17 protein-coding genes are annotated in these 16,125 nt (G+C 50.8%); 11 read left to right on the top strand and 6 right to left on the bottom strand.

The features are described 5' to 3' along the window. Window positions 1-92 precede the first annotated feature (92 nt). Together Q4488_RS06325 and Q4488_RS06320 are read left to right on the top strand one after the other, a co-directional pair. On the top strand, window positions 93-1,244 hold the full coding sequence (locus tag Q4488_RS06325) for a cytochrome-c peroxidase (RefSeq protein ID WP_303579628.1): 1,152 nt from the start codon (window positions 93-95) through the stop codon (window positions 1,242-1,244). A gap of 145 nt (window positions 1,245-1,389) precedes the next feature. Continuing rightward, a complete protein-coding gene (locus tag Q4488_RS06320) occupies window positions 1,390-1,629 on the top strand; it encodes a Rho-binding antiterminator (RefSeq protein ID WP_303579627.1) in 240 nt (79 codons plus the stop codon). A 27-nt stretch (window positions 1,630-1,656) separates the two neighbouring features. Here Q4488_RS06320 and Q4488_RS06315 read toward each other — a convergent pair whose 3' ends face one another. Further along, on the bottom strand, window positions 1,657-2,514 hold the full coding sequence (locus Q4488_RS06315) for a LysR family transcriptional regulator (protein ID WP_303579626.1): 858 nt from the start codon (window positions 2,512-2,514) through the stop codon (window positions 1,657-1,659). A gap of 107 nt (window positions 2,515-2,621) precedes the next feature. Between Q4488_RS06315 and Q4488_RS06310 the strand changes: the two genes are divergently transcribed. Beyond that, window positions 2,622-3,263 carry a glutathione S-transferase family protein gene (locus Q4488_RS06310; RefSeq protein ID WP_303579625.1) on the top strand — a complete coding sequence of 214 codons (642 nt, stop codon included), beginning with the start codon at window positions 2,622-2,624 and terminating at the stop codon, window positions 3,261-3,263. Window positions 3,264-3,335: 72 nt separating this feature from the next. On the opposite strand, the gene fba is transcribed toward Q4488_RS06310, so the two are convergent. The 5 genes from fba to Q4488_RS06285 all read right to left on the bottom strand — a co-directional run bounded on the left by fba (window position 3,336) and on the right by Q4488_RS06285 (window position 9,105). Further along, window positions 3,336-4,376 carry a class II fructose-bisphosphate aldolase gene (gene fba, locus Q4488_RS06305; protein ID WP_303579624.1) on the bottom strand — a complete coding sequence of 347 codons (1,041 nt, stop codon included), beginning with the start codon at window positions 4,374-4,376 and terminating at the stop codon, window positions 3,336-3,338. A 168-nt stretch (window positions 4,377-4,544) separates the two neighbouring features. Further along, window positions 4,545-5,705, bottom strand: coding sequence for a phosphoglycerate kinase (locus Q4488_RS06300; protein ID WP_303579623.1), 1,161 nt, complete (start codon window positions 5,703-5,705; stop codon window positions 4,545-4,547). A gap of 64 nt (window positions 5,706-5,769) precedes the next feature. After that, a complete protein-coding gene (locus Q4488_RS06295; protein WP_303579622.1) occupies window positions 5,770-6,786 on the bottom strand; it encodes a type I glyceraldehyde-3-phosphate dehydrogenase in 1,017 nt (338 codons plus the stop codon). Between the two features lie 58 nt (window positions 6,787-6,844). Beyond that, entirely contained in the window at window positions 6,845-8,839 is a 1,995-nt protein-coding gene (gene tkt, locus Q4488_RS06290; RefSeq protein ID WP_303579621.1) for a transketolase, read from the bottom strand. Between the two features lie 62 nt (window positions 8,840-8,901). Beyond that, complete coding sequence (locus Q4488_RS06285; RefSeq protein ID WP_303579620.1) at window positions 8,902-9,105, bottom strand: hypothetical protein; 204 nt, start codon at window positions 9,103-9,105, stop codon at window positions 8,902-8,904. Between the two features lie 66 nt (window positions 9,106-9,171). Here Q4488_RS06285 and metK point away from each other — a divergent pair, with 66 nt between their 5' ends. The 8 genes from metK (at window position 9,172) to Q4488_RS06245 (ending at window position 16,123) form a co-directional block, all read left to right on the top strand. Next, window positions 9,172-10,362: a methionine adenosyltransferase gene (metK, locus tag Q4488_RS06280; protein ID WP_303579619.1), complete on the top strand. Its 1,191-nt coding sequence runs from the start codon at window positions 9,172-9,174 to the stop codon at window positions 10,360-10,362. A 285-nt stretch (window positions 10,363-10,647) separates the two neighbouring features. Further along, window positions 10,648-11,376: a 16S rRNA (uracil(1498)-N(3))-methyltransferase gene (locus Q4488_RS06275; RefSeq protein ID WP_303579618.1), complete on the top strand. Its 729-nt coding sequence runs from the start codon at window positions 10,648-10,650 to the stop codon at window positions 11,374-11,376. 111 nt (window positions 11,377-11,487) lie between these two features. Further along, on the top strand, window positions 11,488-12,450 hold the full coding sequence (gshB, locus tag Q4488_RS06270) for a glutathione synthase (protein WP_303579617.1): 963 nt from the start codon (window positions 11,488-11,490) through the stop codon (window positions 12,448-12,450). 36 nt (window positions 12,451-12,486) lie between these two features. Then, window positions 12,487-13,431: an energy transducer TonB gene (locus Q4488_RS06265; protein ID WP_303579616.1), complete on the top strand. Its 945-nt coding sequence runs from the start codon at window positions 12,487-12,489 to the stop codon at window positions 13,429-13,431. A gap of 73 nt (window positions 13,432-13,504) precedes the next feature. Beyond that, the gene (locus Q4488_RS06260) at window positions 13,505-14,092 is read left to right on the top strand and encodes a YqgE/AlgH family protein (RefSeq protein WP_303579615.1); all 588 of its coding nucleotides are present in this window, start codon (window positions 13,505-13,507) and stop codon (window positions 14,090-14,092) included. Window positions 14,093-14,129: 37 nt separating this feature from the next. Continuing rightward, complete coding sequence (gene ruvX, locus Q4488_RS06255; RefSeq protein ID WP_303579614.1) at window positions 14,130-14,606, top strand: Holliday junction resolvase RuvX; 477 nt, start codon at window positions 14,130-14,132, stop codon at window positions 14,604-14,606. After that, complete coding sequence (gene pyrR / locus Q4488_RS06250) at window positions 14,587-15,102, top strand: bifunctional pyr operon transcriptional regulator/uracil phosphoribosyltransferase PyrR (RefSeq protein ID WP_303579613.1); 516 nt, start codon at window positions 14,587-14,589, stop codon at window positions 15,100-15,102. Before ruvX ends, pyrR begins: the two co-directional genes overlap by 20 nt. A gap of 19 nt (window positions 15,103-15,121) precedes the next feature. Continuing rightward, window positions 15,122-16,123 carry an aspartate carbamoyltransferase catalytic subunit gene (locus tag Q4488_RS06245; protein WP_303579612.1) on the top strand — a complete coding sequence of 334 codons (1,002 nt, stop codon included), beginning with the start codon at window positions 15,122-15,124 and terminating at the stop codon, window positions 16,121-16,123. The last annotated feature ends 2 nt before the right edge of the window (window positions 16,124-16,125 follow it).

Below are 16,125 nucleotides of genomic sequence, written 5' to 3'. Positions count from 1 at the left end.
TCAAATCACTAAATACAGCCGAAATAATTTTCCGTATCGCCACCTAATTCTGATAATATTGCAAATACGATTCACTATCATTTGCGTTTGCCATGAAGCCTCTTGCTCTTATCATCACCGCCGTCACGCTAATCGCCGGTTATACTCATACGGATATCTCAGTGGCACAGCCTTTACTGGATAAGGCAGCACTCGGACAGCAGCTTTATTTTGATACGCGCTTGTCGGCTAATCGTAGTGAAAGTTGCGCCACCTGTCATGCTCCCTCAGCAGGCTTTGCCGACCCTCGCGATAACGCTGCACAGGGGGCTGTATCGCTCGGCGATGATGGTCACTCATTAGGCGACCGTAACACTCCCACCGCGACTTACGCCATGTTTAGCCCCGACTTCCAACGCACGAAAGGCGGGATTTATAAGGGTGGACAGTTTCATGATGGTCGAGCAAAAAACCTGCAACAACAGGCGGGTGGCCCACCTCTCAATCCGATCGAAATGGGTATGCCATCGATGGCGGCCGTGGTCGAGCGACTAAAAGAAATTCCCCTTTATCGCACCAATTTTACGGCACTCTATGGCGCTGATGTTTTTAAACAACCAGAACAAGCCTACAGTGCCATGACCGATAGCATCGCGGCATTTGAGCGTACCGAACTGTTTGCCCCATTTGATTCTAAATATGACCGTTTCTTACGCGGTGAATATCAGTTGACCCCGGAAGAAGATCTGGGCCGCACCCTGTTTTTCTCGCAACAATTTACTAACTGCAATCAGTGTCATCAGCTCAAAACCAGCCCTCGCGCTAAAGGTGAAACATTCACCAATTACGAATATCACAATATCGGTGTACCTGTTAATCAACAAGCACGAACGGTTAACGGCGTCAGTCCTGATTTTATCGATCAAGGTCTATTCGATAATCCCGCCGTTTCAGACCCTAACCAAGCGGGTAAATTTAAAGTGTCTACCTTACGCAATGTCGCTGTCACCGGCCCCTATATGCACAACGGTGTATTTAAAGATCTACGCACCGTTGTGCTGTTCTACAACAAGTACAACAGCCGTAATCCTGCCCGCCAAATCAATCCCGAAACCGGACAGCCTTGGGCGGCCCCTGAAATCGCGTCAACGATCTCCCTTAAAGAACTCGAAAGTGGTCCTGCTCTCAACGATCAACGGATTGACGCACTGGTCGCTTTTATGAAAACCCTCACCGATCAGCGCTATGAAGCCTTGCTTGATTAATTCAATAAACCTCCTTAACCCGGCAAAGCCCTCGCCGCGGATTGCTAATCATCAGAATAAGTATGCGGAGAGTATTATCTGCTCTCTGCTTATCTGATATGGTGTATCCCGTTTATAACAATAAGAATCTACAGAGAGTGATGTCATGACCGATTACAAACCGATTCAATGCGACTTACACGATGGTTTTGAGCTAGCCTGTATGCGCAGGTTGGTCGATCAAGTAATCTGGCAGGATAATAACGGTCAGCTACAACGGGATAAACTCCGCTTTATTAACATCGATATCCGCAACGGTGAAGAGTGCCTGATTGCCGCCGATCATAATGGTCAACAGTTACGCATCCGGCTCGACCGGATTCAATCGAAACCGCCGGGTTGCTAGCCTCGGCGGCTACACACCCATAGCGGTTCAAACACTCAATCGTAGGGCTGTTTGCTCTACCAGTGAGGCAATACGGTCAGAGCCTAACGCTTGATGTGGCCGCGCCGCCGATTGTAATACCACCGCCACCGTTGCCAGTTCCGGTAACCCTAGCTCTGCCGGTAGGCGATACAGATCGGCGGGCACACAACAAGAGGCTAAAGTAGTCATCGCTTCTCCCCGTCTAACTAGCTCAATTAACAATGCACAACTACCGCTAATACAGATCACGTCAAAATTACGCCCCTGCTTGCTCAAACCATCCACGGCGGTGCTGTGAAATTTACAGTCTGCATCCACCAACGCGAGCCGAAGCGGCTGCTCCGGTTTAATAAAATCCGCCGTGGGTGCGACCCAAACGCCCTTATCTTGAAGCAACAGATAACCTTCCTCGGTTTCAGGACGACGGGTAAGAATTGTCAGATCCAACTCCCCCTTATCAATCAATGCCCTTAGTTGCGCCGACGTGCCGGTGCGCACCTGTACCTGCAAACCGGGCATCTGTAGCCGGATCTCAGACAGCAACGGTGGCAATACACCGGTGACATAATCATCCGGACAACCTAACATCAAAGGGCGAGATCCCGTCTCTGATGACATGACCCCCAACGCTTCATCATGCAGTTTCATCATGCGCCGTGCATAACTCAACAGCTTTAAGCCATCATCGCTCAGTTGTAGTTCACGCCCATCCTTTAGGAACAGCTTTTTATCCAGTTGCACCTCCAACCGTTTCATCTGCATACTCACCGCCGATTGCGTCCGAAATAGCTGGGCTGCAGCCCGGGTGAAGCTGCCACTATCAACCACTGCGATAAAGCTGCGAAGCAGTTCATTGTCTAACATCAAGGGGATTGATACCTGTTATCAGATTTATTCGTTTGAGAGCACTCACATTAAGCGCCAGACTAGCCTTTAAACTAATCGACTTAACAGAGAAAAGGAATCTTGCGATGCAACTGATTATCGGTAATTACAACTATTCAAGCTGGTCACTACGCGCTTGGCTGATGCTGCGTCATTTTGACTTAGCCTTTGATACCACTCGCATCGCTCTCTTTACCCCCGGTTCCGCTGAACAGATCAAAGCCTACAATCCAGCCGGCAAAGTCCCGGTGCTGCTCGATAATGGGACAACTGTCTGGGACTCTCTCTCAATTTGTGAATATATCAGCGAGACATACCTGCAAGATCAAGGCTGGCCAAGCAACCCGGCACGACGCGCCCATGCCCGCAGTAGCTGTGCCGAAATGCATAGCGGTTTTATGGCACTACGCAGCGCCATGCCCATGAACTGCCGCCGCCATGTGGATAACTTTACCATCTCGGTTGCCGTTCAGCAGGATATCGATCGTATCAGTACGTTATGGCGTGAAGCCCTAAGCAAAAGCGGTTCAGAACAGTTTTTATACGGGGATTTTTCCATTGCAGACGCCTGCTATGCACCGGTTGTTTTCCGCCTAACCGGCTATGGCGTTAAGCTGCCCGCAGAACTGCAAGCCTACTGCGATCGCATGCTCGCCCTACCCGCTTGCCAAGAATGGTTATCACTGGCTCAACAGGAAAGCGAAGTGATTGAGGAAGAAGATGTTTAGCCATCGCTGTGATAAAAAAACGCTCCGCGGTAAAACCCGAGGAGCGTTTTTTATCTCAGCAGATAACGGCTATTACAAACCGTAAGTATCCGCCATGCCTTCTAGAGAAACCGGCACGATCTGATCCGCATGACCGGCAGTACCGAACGCTTCATAACGCGCGATACAGATCTCACTCATCGCATCCATGGTCACTTTAAGGAATTTACGCGGATCAAACTCTGATGGATTCTCAGCCAAGAAGCGACGTACCGCACCGGTCGACGCTAAACGTAAATCGGTATCGATATTGACCTTACGCACACCGTGCTTAATGCCTTCAACGATCTGCTCAACTGGCACACCGTAAGTCTCGGGAATCTCACCACCGAATTCATTGATGATCGCCAACCACTCTTGCGGCACAGAAGACGAGCCGTGCATCACCAAGTGAGTGCCAGGAATACGATCATGGATCGCTTTAATACGATCAATCGCCAAAATATCACCGGTCGGCGGACGGGTGAATTTATACGCACCGTGAGAAGTACCGCAAGCAATCGCCAATGCATCAACACCGGTTTTGGCCACAAAATCGGCGGCTTCATCAGGGTCCGTCAGCATCTGATCGTGGGACAAAGTACCCTCAGCGCCAACCCCATCTTCTTCACCGGCTTGACCGGTTTCCAATGAACCTAAGCAACCCAGCTCACCCTCAACCGATACGCCACAAGCATGTGCCATCTCAACTGTACGCCGTGTTACATCGACGTTATATTCATAATCTGAAGGTGTTTTACCATCCGCCATCAGTGAGCCATCCATCATAACGGAGGAGAAACCCATGGCGATAGAACGCTGACAGATCGCTGGTGTTGTACCGTGATCCTGATGCATACACACCGGAATATGTGGAAATTCAGCGATCGCTGCTAGAATCATATGTCGCAGGAAGTTAGAACCCGCATATTTACGTGCACCAGCAGAGGCCTGAACAATCACCGGCGAGTTGGTCTTGTCAGCGGCTTCCATGATAGCGCGCATCTGTTCCAGATTATTCACGTTAAACGCCGGGATACCGTATTCATGCTCAGCGGCATGATCCAGTAGCTGACGCATACTGATAAGAGCCATATGTTCACCTTTTTAAATTAAGCCTATGCGGCTGTAAATTCTATTTTAAGTAGCGATAAAGTCCAGCGATAGAGCCCAACGAGAGCCCCCTGCTAGAGAGCCTCTACTCAACGCTATATTGCAATGTTTTATCCCATTCGCAGCACGATTAAAGCGTCTCGGCTTTAATTATGCGCGAGATTCCAACATCGCCACGGCCGGTAAAACCTTGCCTTCAACAAACTCAAGGAAAGCACCACCGCCAGTCGAGATATACGATACCTGCGCGGCAATATTGTATTTATCCACAGCGGCTAACGTGTCACCCCCCCCCGCAATTGAGAATCCTTGACTCTCAGCAATGGCCAGTGACAGAGTTTTAGTGCCTTCGCCAAACTGATCAAACTCAAACACGCCAACGGGGCCATTCCAGATAATTGTTCCAGCTTGTTTCAACATGGCCGCGAGGTTCGCCGCCGATTGAGGACCAATATCCAAAATCATGTCATCTTCAGCGACATCATCAACCAACTTCACCGTTGCCGTCGCCGTTTCAGCAAACTCAGTGGCTACCACCACATCCACTGGCAATGGAATATTCACTTTTTCCATCAACGCCTTCGCGGTTGGAATAAGATCGTGTTCGCACAGCGACTTACCCACAGGCTTGCCTGCTGCCGCGAGGAAGGTGTTGGCAATACCGCCACCGACAATCAATTGATCAACTTTATCCGACAATGATTCAAGCACTGTCAGTTTAGTCGACACTTTTGAGCCACCCACAATCGCCGCCATGGGCCGCGCAGGATTATCCAATGCTTTCGCTAAGGCATCGAGCTCCCCCGCTAATAATGGACCGGCACAGGCAACCGTCGCAAACTGAGCGACACCATGTGTCGATGCTTGAGCCCGGTGAGCCGTACCAAATGCATCCATCACATAGATATCACACAACGCAGCCATTTTTTTCGATAACGCGGCATCATCTTTCTTTTCACCGACATTAAAGCGCACGTTTTCCAGCAACACGACTTCGCCTTCAGCCACATCAAAATCGCCTTCGAGCCATGCTTTAAGCAGCGGCACATCACGCCCCAGTAAACCACTTAAATGACGGGCCACCGGTGCCAGTGAGCTAGCCTCGTCATAAACACCTTCCGTCGGGCGACCGAGGTGCGACATCAGCATCACCTTAGCACCCGCATCGAGGGCGTATTTAATGGTTGGCAGTGCTGCGCGAATTCTGGCGTCGCTAGTCACTTGGCCATCCTTGACTGGCACATTGAGGTCTTCACGGATCAGGACGCGCTTGCCCTTGAGATCCAGTTCGGTCATTTTCAATACGCTCATACTTACTTCCTGCTTTTTATCGCTAAAATTAAAGCAATAACCCGAACCGAGCTATCGCCTTGAATTACTTAATATTCAGCCAATCCTGTGCGACATCGAGCATGCGGTTTGCAAACCCCCACTCGTTATCGAACCAACACATCAGTTTAATCATATTGCCGCCGCTAACACGGGTCTGAGTGCCATCAACAATCGCGGAACGAGGATCACGATTAAAATCAACCGATGCATGCGCTTCTTCGGTATACCCCAACAATCCACGTAAAGGGCCATCCGCAGCGGCGCGCACAATTTCATTAACCTGTTTGGCAGAGGTGGCCTGACTTACATTCAGAGAGATATCCAACAACGACACATTAATCGTCGGCACTCGAACATGCAGAGATTCAAAGCGTCCCGCCAGTTCGGGTAACAGACGATCGATACCGCGATTCAGCCCCGTATTCACCGGAATAATAGAGTTCATCGCACTGCGGGTCAGTCGCAGATCGGTCTGATGATAGCTATCGATCACCGGTTGATCATTCATCGCCGAATGAATCGTGGTCGTCACACCACTAATAATATCGAGCTCACGATGCAGTAAACTCAGTATCGGCACGATACAGTTAGTCGAACAGGAACCCGCCGCGACAATGGTTTGCTCGGCGGCTAACAGCCGTTGATTAAAACCGTAGATAATCGTCGCATCCACATCGGCTTCAGCCGGCTGAGAAAACAGCAATCGCCGAGCGCCACTATCCAGGTGTTGTTGTGCGGTTTTTCGATCACTAAAGGAACCTGAACATTCGAGTACTAAGTCGATATCCATCGTCTGCCAAGGCATCTCGGCAGCATCGGCTTGATTAAGGACACGAATGACATCGCCATTGATCAGTAACTCACGTCCATTATGCGCTACCGGCATGGGGAAACGACCGTGCGTGGTATCATAGCGGGTCAGATAGGTGACCGTTTCAATATCCGATAACTCATTGATCGCCACGACTTGCAGCTGATCACGATAGCCACACTCATAGATAGCCCGCAGCACGCTCTGCCCGATCCGGCCATAACCATTTATTGCAACCCGGAAAGCCATATCACCTCATCAAACAAAAAAAGCCAACTGAATCAGTTGGCCTTTCGAACCGTCTGTTTTATAGAACAGACTTTACTTTCTCAACAACATTGTCGACGGTAAAGCCGAACAGTTTAAAGAGATCGCCCGCCGGAGCCGACTCACCGAAAGTAGTCATACCGACAATCGCGCCATCGAGGCCAACATACTTATACCAATAATCCGCTTGTGCCGCTTCTACTGCTACCCGCGCCTTCACGGCGGCCGGCAGCACAGACTCACGGTAAGCCGCATCTTGCTTATCAAACAGATCGGTACACGGCATAGACACAACTCGTATCTGCTTACCTTCCGCTGCCAGTGCCGCAGCGGAATCCATTGCCAAGCCCACTTCAGAACCGGTAGCGATAAGAATCGCATCCGGCGTGCCTGCGGTATCTTTAAGAATATAGCCACCGCGAGCAACATTGGCTAATTGCGCATCAGTACGCGCCTGATGTGGCAAGCTTTGACGCGAGAAGATCATTGCCGTTGGACCATCGGCGCGTTCCAGCGCAGATTTCCAAGCGACCGCCGATTCCACCGCATCGGCTGGACGCCAAGTACTCATATTCGGGGTATGACGCAGATTAGCGATCTGTTCAATCGGCTGATGGGTTGGGCCATCTTCACCCAGACCGATAGAATCATGAGTATACACATGAATCGCACGGACCTTCATCAACGCTGCCATCCGCAGCGCATTGCGGGCATATTCCATAAACACTAAGAAGGTCGCACCGTAAGGGACAAAACCACCGTGCAGTGCAATACCGTTCATGATGGCTGACATACCAAATTCACGCACGCCATAGAACATGTAGTTACCCGACGCATCATCTTTAGTCACGCCCTTGCAACCCGACCACAGTGTCAGGTTAGAACCCGCTAGGTCGGCAGACCCCCCCATCAGTTCAGGTAACAGCGGACCGTAAGCATTCAATGCATTCTGCGAGGCTTTACGTGAAGCGATGGTTTCACCCTTCGCTTGCAGCTCTTGAATATAAGTATCGGCTTTTTCAGAGAAATCAGCCGGTAATTCACCGGTATATCGACGGATTAACTCGCGGGCTTCAGCAGGATAATCTTTGCTGTATTCGGCAAAACGCTCTTCCCAATCATTTTCCAATACCGCGCCGCTTTCAAGGCCATTCCACTGCTCAGCAATATCTTCGGGGATAACGAAAGGCTCATGTTCCCAACCGAGTTGTTGACGTGCCAAGGCGATCTCATCATCACCCAGAGGCGCACCGTGACAATCTTCTTTACCCTGTTTATTCGGTGAACCAAAACCGATAATCGTTTTACAGCAGATTAGCGTGGGTTGATCTTCATTATCTTGAGCCGCTTCGATCGCGGCTTTAATCTGTTCCGCATCGTGACCATCAACGTTCGGAATAACTTGCCAGCCGTAAGCTTCGAAACGCTTCGGTGTATCATCGGTAAACCAACCCTCGACTTCACCATCGATGGAAATACCGTTGTCATCATAAAACGCAATCAGCTTGCCCAGTCCCAGCGTACCGGCCAATGAACAAGATTCGTGAGAGATACCCTCCATCAAACAACCGTCGCCTAAGAAAGCATAGGTGTGATGATCGATGATCTCATGTCCTTCACGGTTAAACTGCGCCGCCAATGATTTTTCGGCAATCGCAAAGCCGACCGCATTGGTAATCCCCTGACCCAGTGGACCCGTCGTCGTTTCAACGCCCGGTGCATAACCGTATTCCGGGTGACCGGCGGTTTTTGAATGCAGTTGACGGAAATTTTTCAAATCATCAATGGAGAGATCGTAACCCGTTAAGTGCAGCAGGCTGTAGATCAACATAGAGCCGTGACCGTTCGACAGAACAAAACGGTCGCGATCTAACCAATGCGGATTCGCCGGGTTATGTTTCAGGAAATCATTCCATAGGACTTCAGCGATATCAGCCATTCCCATCGGCGCACCAGGGTGACCAGATTTAGCCTTTTGGACAGCATCCATACTGAGGGCACGAATTGCATTGGCAAGTTCTCTACGCGAGGACATTCATTCACTCCAGGGCTGAAGAAGCCCAAGTTGAGATTAAAAAGTGTGTTGATGCGACTGCCTCACCTTTTAACTAAAAAAGATGAGCCGTTGGGCACCGATAAAAAATAGGCCGCTATTTTCTCGTAACCGTCCGCTCGCTTCAAACCTATTTCAGAGAAATTTAATGAAAATGAGCCGTTTTCATCTAAAAAAGTAAAAAAATCATCTAAAACAGGAACACCGCCCATGCAATCACGCCTGAACACGATTAAAATAGCATCCATTCTAATACTCGGACCATCGGTCCGATGCCATACATCATTCTCATAAGCTAGGATTGAAGACGCGTAATGAGCGAATACAGCCTGTTTACTTCGGAATCCGTTTCCGAAGGTCATCCTGACAAGATCGCCGATCAGATTTCTGACGCAGTTCTTGATGCAATTATTGCTGAAGATAAATACGCCCGTGTGGCATGCGAAACCATGGTTAAAACCGGTGTCGCGATTGTCTCTGGCGAGATTACTACCTCCGCCTGGGTTGATTTAGAAGCCCTCGTCCGTGGCGTTATCTGTGATATCGGTTACACCTCCTCCGATGTTGGCTACGATGGCGCGACCTGTGGTGTCCTGAACATCATCGGCAAGCAGTCACCGGATATCAATCAAGGTGTCGATCGTGCCAACCCTGAAGATCAGGGTGCTGGCGATCAGGGCTTGATGTTTGGTTATGCCAGCAACGAAACCGATGTGCTGATGCCCGCGCCCATCTGCTACGCTCACCGCTTGGTTGAGCGTCAAGCCGAAGCGCGTAAATCCGGTTTATTGCCTTGGTTACGCCCCGATGCCAAGAGTCAGGTGACCTTTCGCTATGAGAATGGTCAGCCGGTCGGTATCGATGCGGTGGTATTATCGACGCAACATAACCCTGAAGTATCGATGGCCGATCTGCAAGAAGCGGTCATGGAACTGATTATCAAGCACACCCTGCCGGCTGAATGGATCGACAAGAGCACCAAGTTCCACATCAATCCAACCGGTAACTTCGTGATCGGCGGTCCAGTTGGCGATTGTGGTCTGACCGGCCGTAAAATTATCGTTGATACCTACGGCGGCATGGCCCGTCACGGCGGCGGTGCATTCTCCGGTAAAGACCCATCGAAAGTAGACCGTTCAGCAGCTTACGCGGGGCGCTATGTCGCCAAAAACATCGTTGCGGCAGGCTTAGCCGACAAGTGCGAGATACAGGTATCTTACGCCATTGGTGTCGCAGAACCGACCTCAGTATCGATCAACACCTTCGGCACGGGCAAAATTTCCGACGCGAAAATCATCGAACTGGTAAGTAATCACTTCGATCTACGGCCTCATGCGATTACTCGGATGCTGGATCTATTACACCCGATGTACCGCCCAACCGCGGCTTACGGTCACTTCGGTCATAACCCTTATGAGATGACGTCCGGTAATGAAACCTTTACCGCTTACTCTTGGGAAAAAACAGATAAGGCTGATGAACTGCGCGCGGCCGCCGGTCTATAAGTACTGAGCGACGCGGTTAAACGTCTCAAGAGCGCCTGACGGCCTATCTCAGACGACAGTTTAACCACCCCAAAAACAGGGCAGAGTACTCACTCTGCCTTTTTTATACGCCGATAGTGTATCTTGAGAGGGCGTCTCTATTCCATCGCCACATAACCACGCCCATCAGCCCGGATACGGCGCATCACCGATCGTGCTATCCGCTTATACAACAATATCCGGCTAACTGATCGTTTGTGGCCGTGGCATAATAACCGCTTAAATCCAGATCTGATTGATATACACATGAGAATTCCACGTTTTTATGAGCCTCAAGCGATCACCGCAGGCCATGATCTTTGCCTCAGCGATAGCGTTGTTCAGCATGTCTGTCGAGCACTGCGTATGCGTCCCGGTGATTCACTCGTGCTCTTCAATGGCGATGGCTGTGAATATACCGCCAAGCTAACGGAAGTAGCGAAACGCAGCGCGACCGTGCACATCACGCAAGCGACGCAACCGCAACGACTATCCCCGCTGAAGATCACCATTGGTCAAGCGATCTCCCGCGGCGAGCGAATGGATTATGCGGTACAGAAAGCCACCGAGTTGGGTATGCAGGCCATGGCGCCGCTATTTACCGATCGCTGCGAAGTACGGCTAAACAACGAACGTCAAGATAAACGCCGACAACACTGGCAACAGGTGGCTATCAGTGCCTGTGAGCAGAGCTTACGTTGCGATCTGCCCGAAATCGACGAGCCACAATCGCTACATAGCTGGCTCGATAACGTTGAGGCCGATCTAAAACTGGTATTACACCACCATACCGAGCAACCGCTCGGTGATTTTGATAAACCCAACTCGATTGCCCTCTTAATCGGGCCTGAAGGTGGATTAAGTGAAACCGAAGTTGCCTTGGCGCTGTCCAAGGGGTTCAAACCGGTGGCCTTTGGCCCTCGGGTTTTTCGTACAGAAACCGCCCCAGTTGCGGCGTTATCGGTACTACAATATCTCTGGGGTGACCTCAGATAAGCAGAACAAACCACGGTAACACTGGTGATGACCGTAACAGGCGGGTAGAATTCGTTGACATTAACGACGGCTAATTAACAGCTAAACTTTTAAGATAAACAAGGCGCATCAATGACAGTTAAAATCGGCATAGTGATGGATCCGATCGAAGCCATCAGCTTCAAGAAAGACAGCTCGCTCGCCATGCTTTGGGCCGCTCAGCGTAAAGGCTGGGAGATATGGTACATGGAGCAGCAAGATCTTTACCTACGTGATGGTAAAGTCTTGGCAAAGATGGCACCGATGAACGTCGAGATGAACCCTGAAAAATGGTTCACTCGCGGCGACTATCAAGTGCAAGAGGTCAGTACACTCGATGTCGTCTTGATGCGTAAAGATCCGCCGTTCGATAACGAATTTATCTATTCCACTCACCTGCTTGAAATGGCCGCGGCTCAGGGCAACACCCTGATGGTTAACCGACCTCAAGCACTACGAGATTATAACGAGAAAATCTTTGCTACCCATTTCCCGCAATGCTGCCCACCGGTATTGGTGACACGGCGTGACGATCTACTGCGGGAGTTTCATGCGGAATTCAAAGATGTCATCTTCAAACCCCTCGATGGGATGGGCGGCACCTCAATCTTCCGTATTCAGGAAGAAGGCGTCAACCTCGGGGTCATTATCGAAACCCTCACCAAGTTCGGCACCGAAACCATTATGGCGCAGCAATATCTACCGCAAATTGTCGATGGTGATAAGCGTATCCTGATGATCGATGGCGAGCCGGTACCTTACGGCCTCTCACGGATCCCAACCAATGGCGAAACGCGCGGTAATCTCGCCGCCGGAGGCCGCGGCGAAGGCCGTCCGCTGACCGAACGAGAACGCTGGATTGCCGCGCAGGTAGGCCCAACACTCAAAGCTCAGGGTATTCTATTTGCCGGTTTAGATGTCATCGGTGATTATCTCACAGAAGTCAACGTCACTAGCCCCACCTGTATCCGCGAACTGGATGATCAGTTTGGCTTGGATATCGGGATGCAACTGATGGATGTCATCGAAGCCAAACTTAAGCAGAGCCATGGATAAGCTTGCACATCAACCCTTGACGGCCGAGAACGCGCGATGAGTAAAGCCATCGCCGCTGTTTCTGCCGCTGACCGCCTCGGCTTTACGTTATTTCTGGCCGTGGCGGTGCATGCCGCCGCTATTCTTGGCATTGGCTTTGCTGTCACCCCCAAAGCGCCGCCAGCGCAGACGCTGGAAATAACCTTAGCCCAGTTCAAGAGCGATAAACCACCGGAAGAAGCTGATTTTATCGCTCAAGCGGATCAACAAGGCAGCGGTCAACTGGATGAAAAAGCGCTACCCGCGACTCGCGAGAAAGCCGACTTTCAGCATCGGGATATACAGGAAACCGCTGCGTCACAACCGCTAACTCAGCCCGTCAAGGCTGAGCCGCTCCCCACCCCGATTAAAACCGCGCCGCCCGCCGCGATTGTCGATAACACTGAAGCCGCCGTTAGCGCCAAACAAGCCGTGCTCGTCACGCAGGCGCAGCAAGAGCGAAAAAATAGCCATAAGCCCAAACAGCATCGCGCCTCGGCACCGCCGCCCCCTCCTCCTGGGAGTTCTCAATCACTGTTATCACGAAGCCTCGAGATCGCCAGCCTCGAAGCTCAGCTAGAATTTCAACGGCAGGAATTTGCGAAGCGACCACGAGTAAAACGCTTAACCTCCGCTTCAACCAAGAGTCACAGTGATGCGGTATACCTCGCTAACTGGCGCCGTAAAGTGGAATCAGTGGGTAATCTTAATTATCCACAAGAGGCTCAGCAAAATCAGCTATACGGTAGTTTGCGCATGATGGTGCGTATCTTACCCGACGGCAGCGTGAAGGAAATCCTCATCACGCATTCCTCGGGTAACAAGGTGCTCGATGATGCGGCGATGCGGATCGTGCAACTAGCGGCCCCGTTTCAGAAGTTTCCTATCGAGATGCGCAAAAATACCGAGATGCTGGAAATCATTCGTACGTGGAAATTCGAAAAATCGATCCGAGCATACTAGCTCTTATTGGTCTGAACCTCACAGACTCGATCACTTACCATCTGACTTCGATACGACTCAAGGGCAGGTAATCATGATGACAACATCGTCCGCTTCACTTTATCAGCCCGGCAGTCTGCAGGGGCATTTTCTGCTATCCATGCCGCACCTCGATGATCCCGGATTCGCGCAGAGCCTCATCTATATCTGTGAACACAATGAATCCGGCGCCATGGGCATTGTCATTAATCAGCCCACTGAGATGGATCTCAATGAGCTACTGCAACTGCTCGAGTTTAATCATGATCACGTTCAGCCAGGTATCCGCATTTATACCGGCGGCCCAGTACAGGCCGATCGCGGTTTCATTCTTCACTGTCATAGTGACAATCAATGGGATTCTAGTTACCCCATCAACGCTCAAGTAAGTCTGACGACCTCGATGGATATTCTTCAAGCCATCAGTGAAAACCGTGGCCCAGATACCTTTTTAGTAGCCCTTGGATACGCTGGCTGGGGAGCCGGACAGTTAGAACACGAATTGTCTGATAATGCGTGGTTAAGTTGCCCCGCTAATTTAGATATAATGTTTCACACTCCGGCGCAGGAGCGACTTCAAGCGGCAGCAGCAAGCATGGGAATTAACCTTAACCTGTTAACCTCTCAAAGCGGTCACGCTTGATCGGACTCCTCACCATTAACCCACGCAAAGAAGCGGAATGATCACACTATCAGGTCCAGTTATAGGCTTCGATTTCGGCACCACCCGGATTGGCATAGCCGCCGGTCAGGCAATTACCGGTACAGCCTCGCCTTTACCGCCAGTTAGCGCCCGCGATGGCATTCCCAACTGGCAAACCATTGAAACACTCATCACTGAGTGGCAGCCCGTCGCTATCGTTGTCGGTATTCCTCTGAATATGGATGGCAGCATCAGCGATATGTCGCGTCGAGCACGCAAATTTGCTAACCGTCTCAAAGAACGTTGTCAGCTCCCCTGCTATTTGATGGATGAACGGCTCTCAACCCGCGAAGCCAAACAGATCAGCTTGGCCCGAGGTGGCAGTCATAATTTTAAAGAAAATTCCGTTGACGGCATCGCCGCGCAACTGATTCTGGAAAGCTGGTTTGAATCGGATCAGCTAATTTCCAGTGAAACTCGACTGGAGGACCTCTATGGTATCGGGCGTAATTAAAGTAGATCACCTGTTAACCAAAATGGCGGCAGATCTCACCACTCTAATCAAAGCAAGACAGATCAGCGATCCGATGATTATCGGTATCCGCACCGGTGGCGTTTGGCTGGCAGAGCACCTACATCAACAGCTCGACCTCGATAGCCCGCTGGGCACACTGGATATATCATTCTATCGAGATGATTTTACTCGCGTCGGCCTCAACCCCAAAGTTCAGCCTTCGGCATTGCCGAGCTCCACTGAGGATCGTCATATCATTCTGGTAGACGATGTCATCATGAGTGGTCGAACGATTCGAGCGGCCATGAATGAGCTCTTTGATTACGGCCGACCGGCCTCCATTACGCTGGTCACACTACTCGATTTGAATCAACGTGAGCTTCCTATTCAAGCGGATGTAACGGGCGATATACTGCAGTTAGACGAAGACGAGCAGGTCAAACTCACCGGACCAACACCGTTAGCACTGGAAATCCGCAAGAAAACTCATTTATAACTCATCGTCGGAATCTGCCATGTTTGTACAACAAGATCCCAATCTGATCCAGCTGAACAGCGCCGGTCAGCTTAAACACTTCCTCACCACCGAAGGGCTCAGCCGGGAGATGCTGACTGAGATCCTCGATACTGCCGACTCTTTTGTGGATATGAATGCACAACAAGTTAAAAAGGTGCCACTGCTGCGAGGAAAAACGGTCGTCAATCTATTCTTTGAGGCCAGCACGCGTACCGCCAGCACCTTTGAACTGGCCGCCAAGCGGCTCTCAGCGGATGTGCTAAATCTAAATATCAAAACCTCGTCAACCTCCAAAGGTGAAACCCTTAAAGACACCCTGATGACGATGGAAGCGATGCATTCCGATATGTTCGTCGTACGCCATTCCGATAGCGGCGCGGCGCACTATATTGCGCGCGATGTGACTCCCCATGTCGCCGTGATCAATGCCGGTGATGGACGGCATGCTCATCCAACGCAAGCAATGCTGGATATGCTCACGATTCGTCAGCACAAAGGGGCATTTGAGCCGTTAACCGTTGCGATTGTGGGTGATATTCTCCACTCCCGAGTGGCGCGCTCACAAATTCACGCACTACGCACACTAGGGGCAACCGAGATTCGTGTCATTGCACCGACTACGCTGCTCCCCAGACATATTGAAGCCCTCGGGGTGACTGTGTTTACCGATATGCAACAGGGACTCAAAGATGTCGATGTCGTCATGATGTTACGGCTGCAGAAAGAACGCATGCAGAGCGCCCTACTACCGAGCGAATCCGAGTTTTACAGCCGTTACGGTCTTACCGAAGAGAAACTCAAGCTCACGCATCCCGACTCCATCGTGATGCATCCAGGGCCGATTAACCGCGGCGTAGAGATCGAGACCTCGGTTGCCGACGGCCCTAAGTCGATGATTCTCAAACAAGTAACAAACGGTATCGCCGTTCGCATGGCGGTGATGTCAATGGCGATGGGCGGACAGATCACCGAACAACAGGCCGCGCGGGAAAGCGAGTAACG

This window comes from Amphritea sp. 1_MG-2023, from assembly GCF_030547545.1.
Lineage (GTDB): Bacteria > Pseudomonadota > Gammaproteobacteria > Pseudomonadales > Balneatricaceae > Amphritea.
This window is presented reverse-complemented; position numbering and strand designations above follow the sequence as displayed.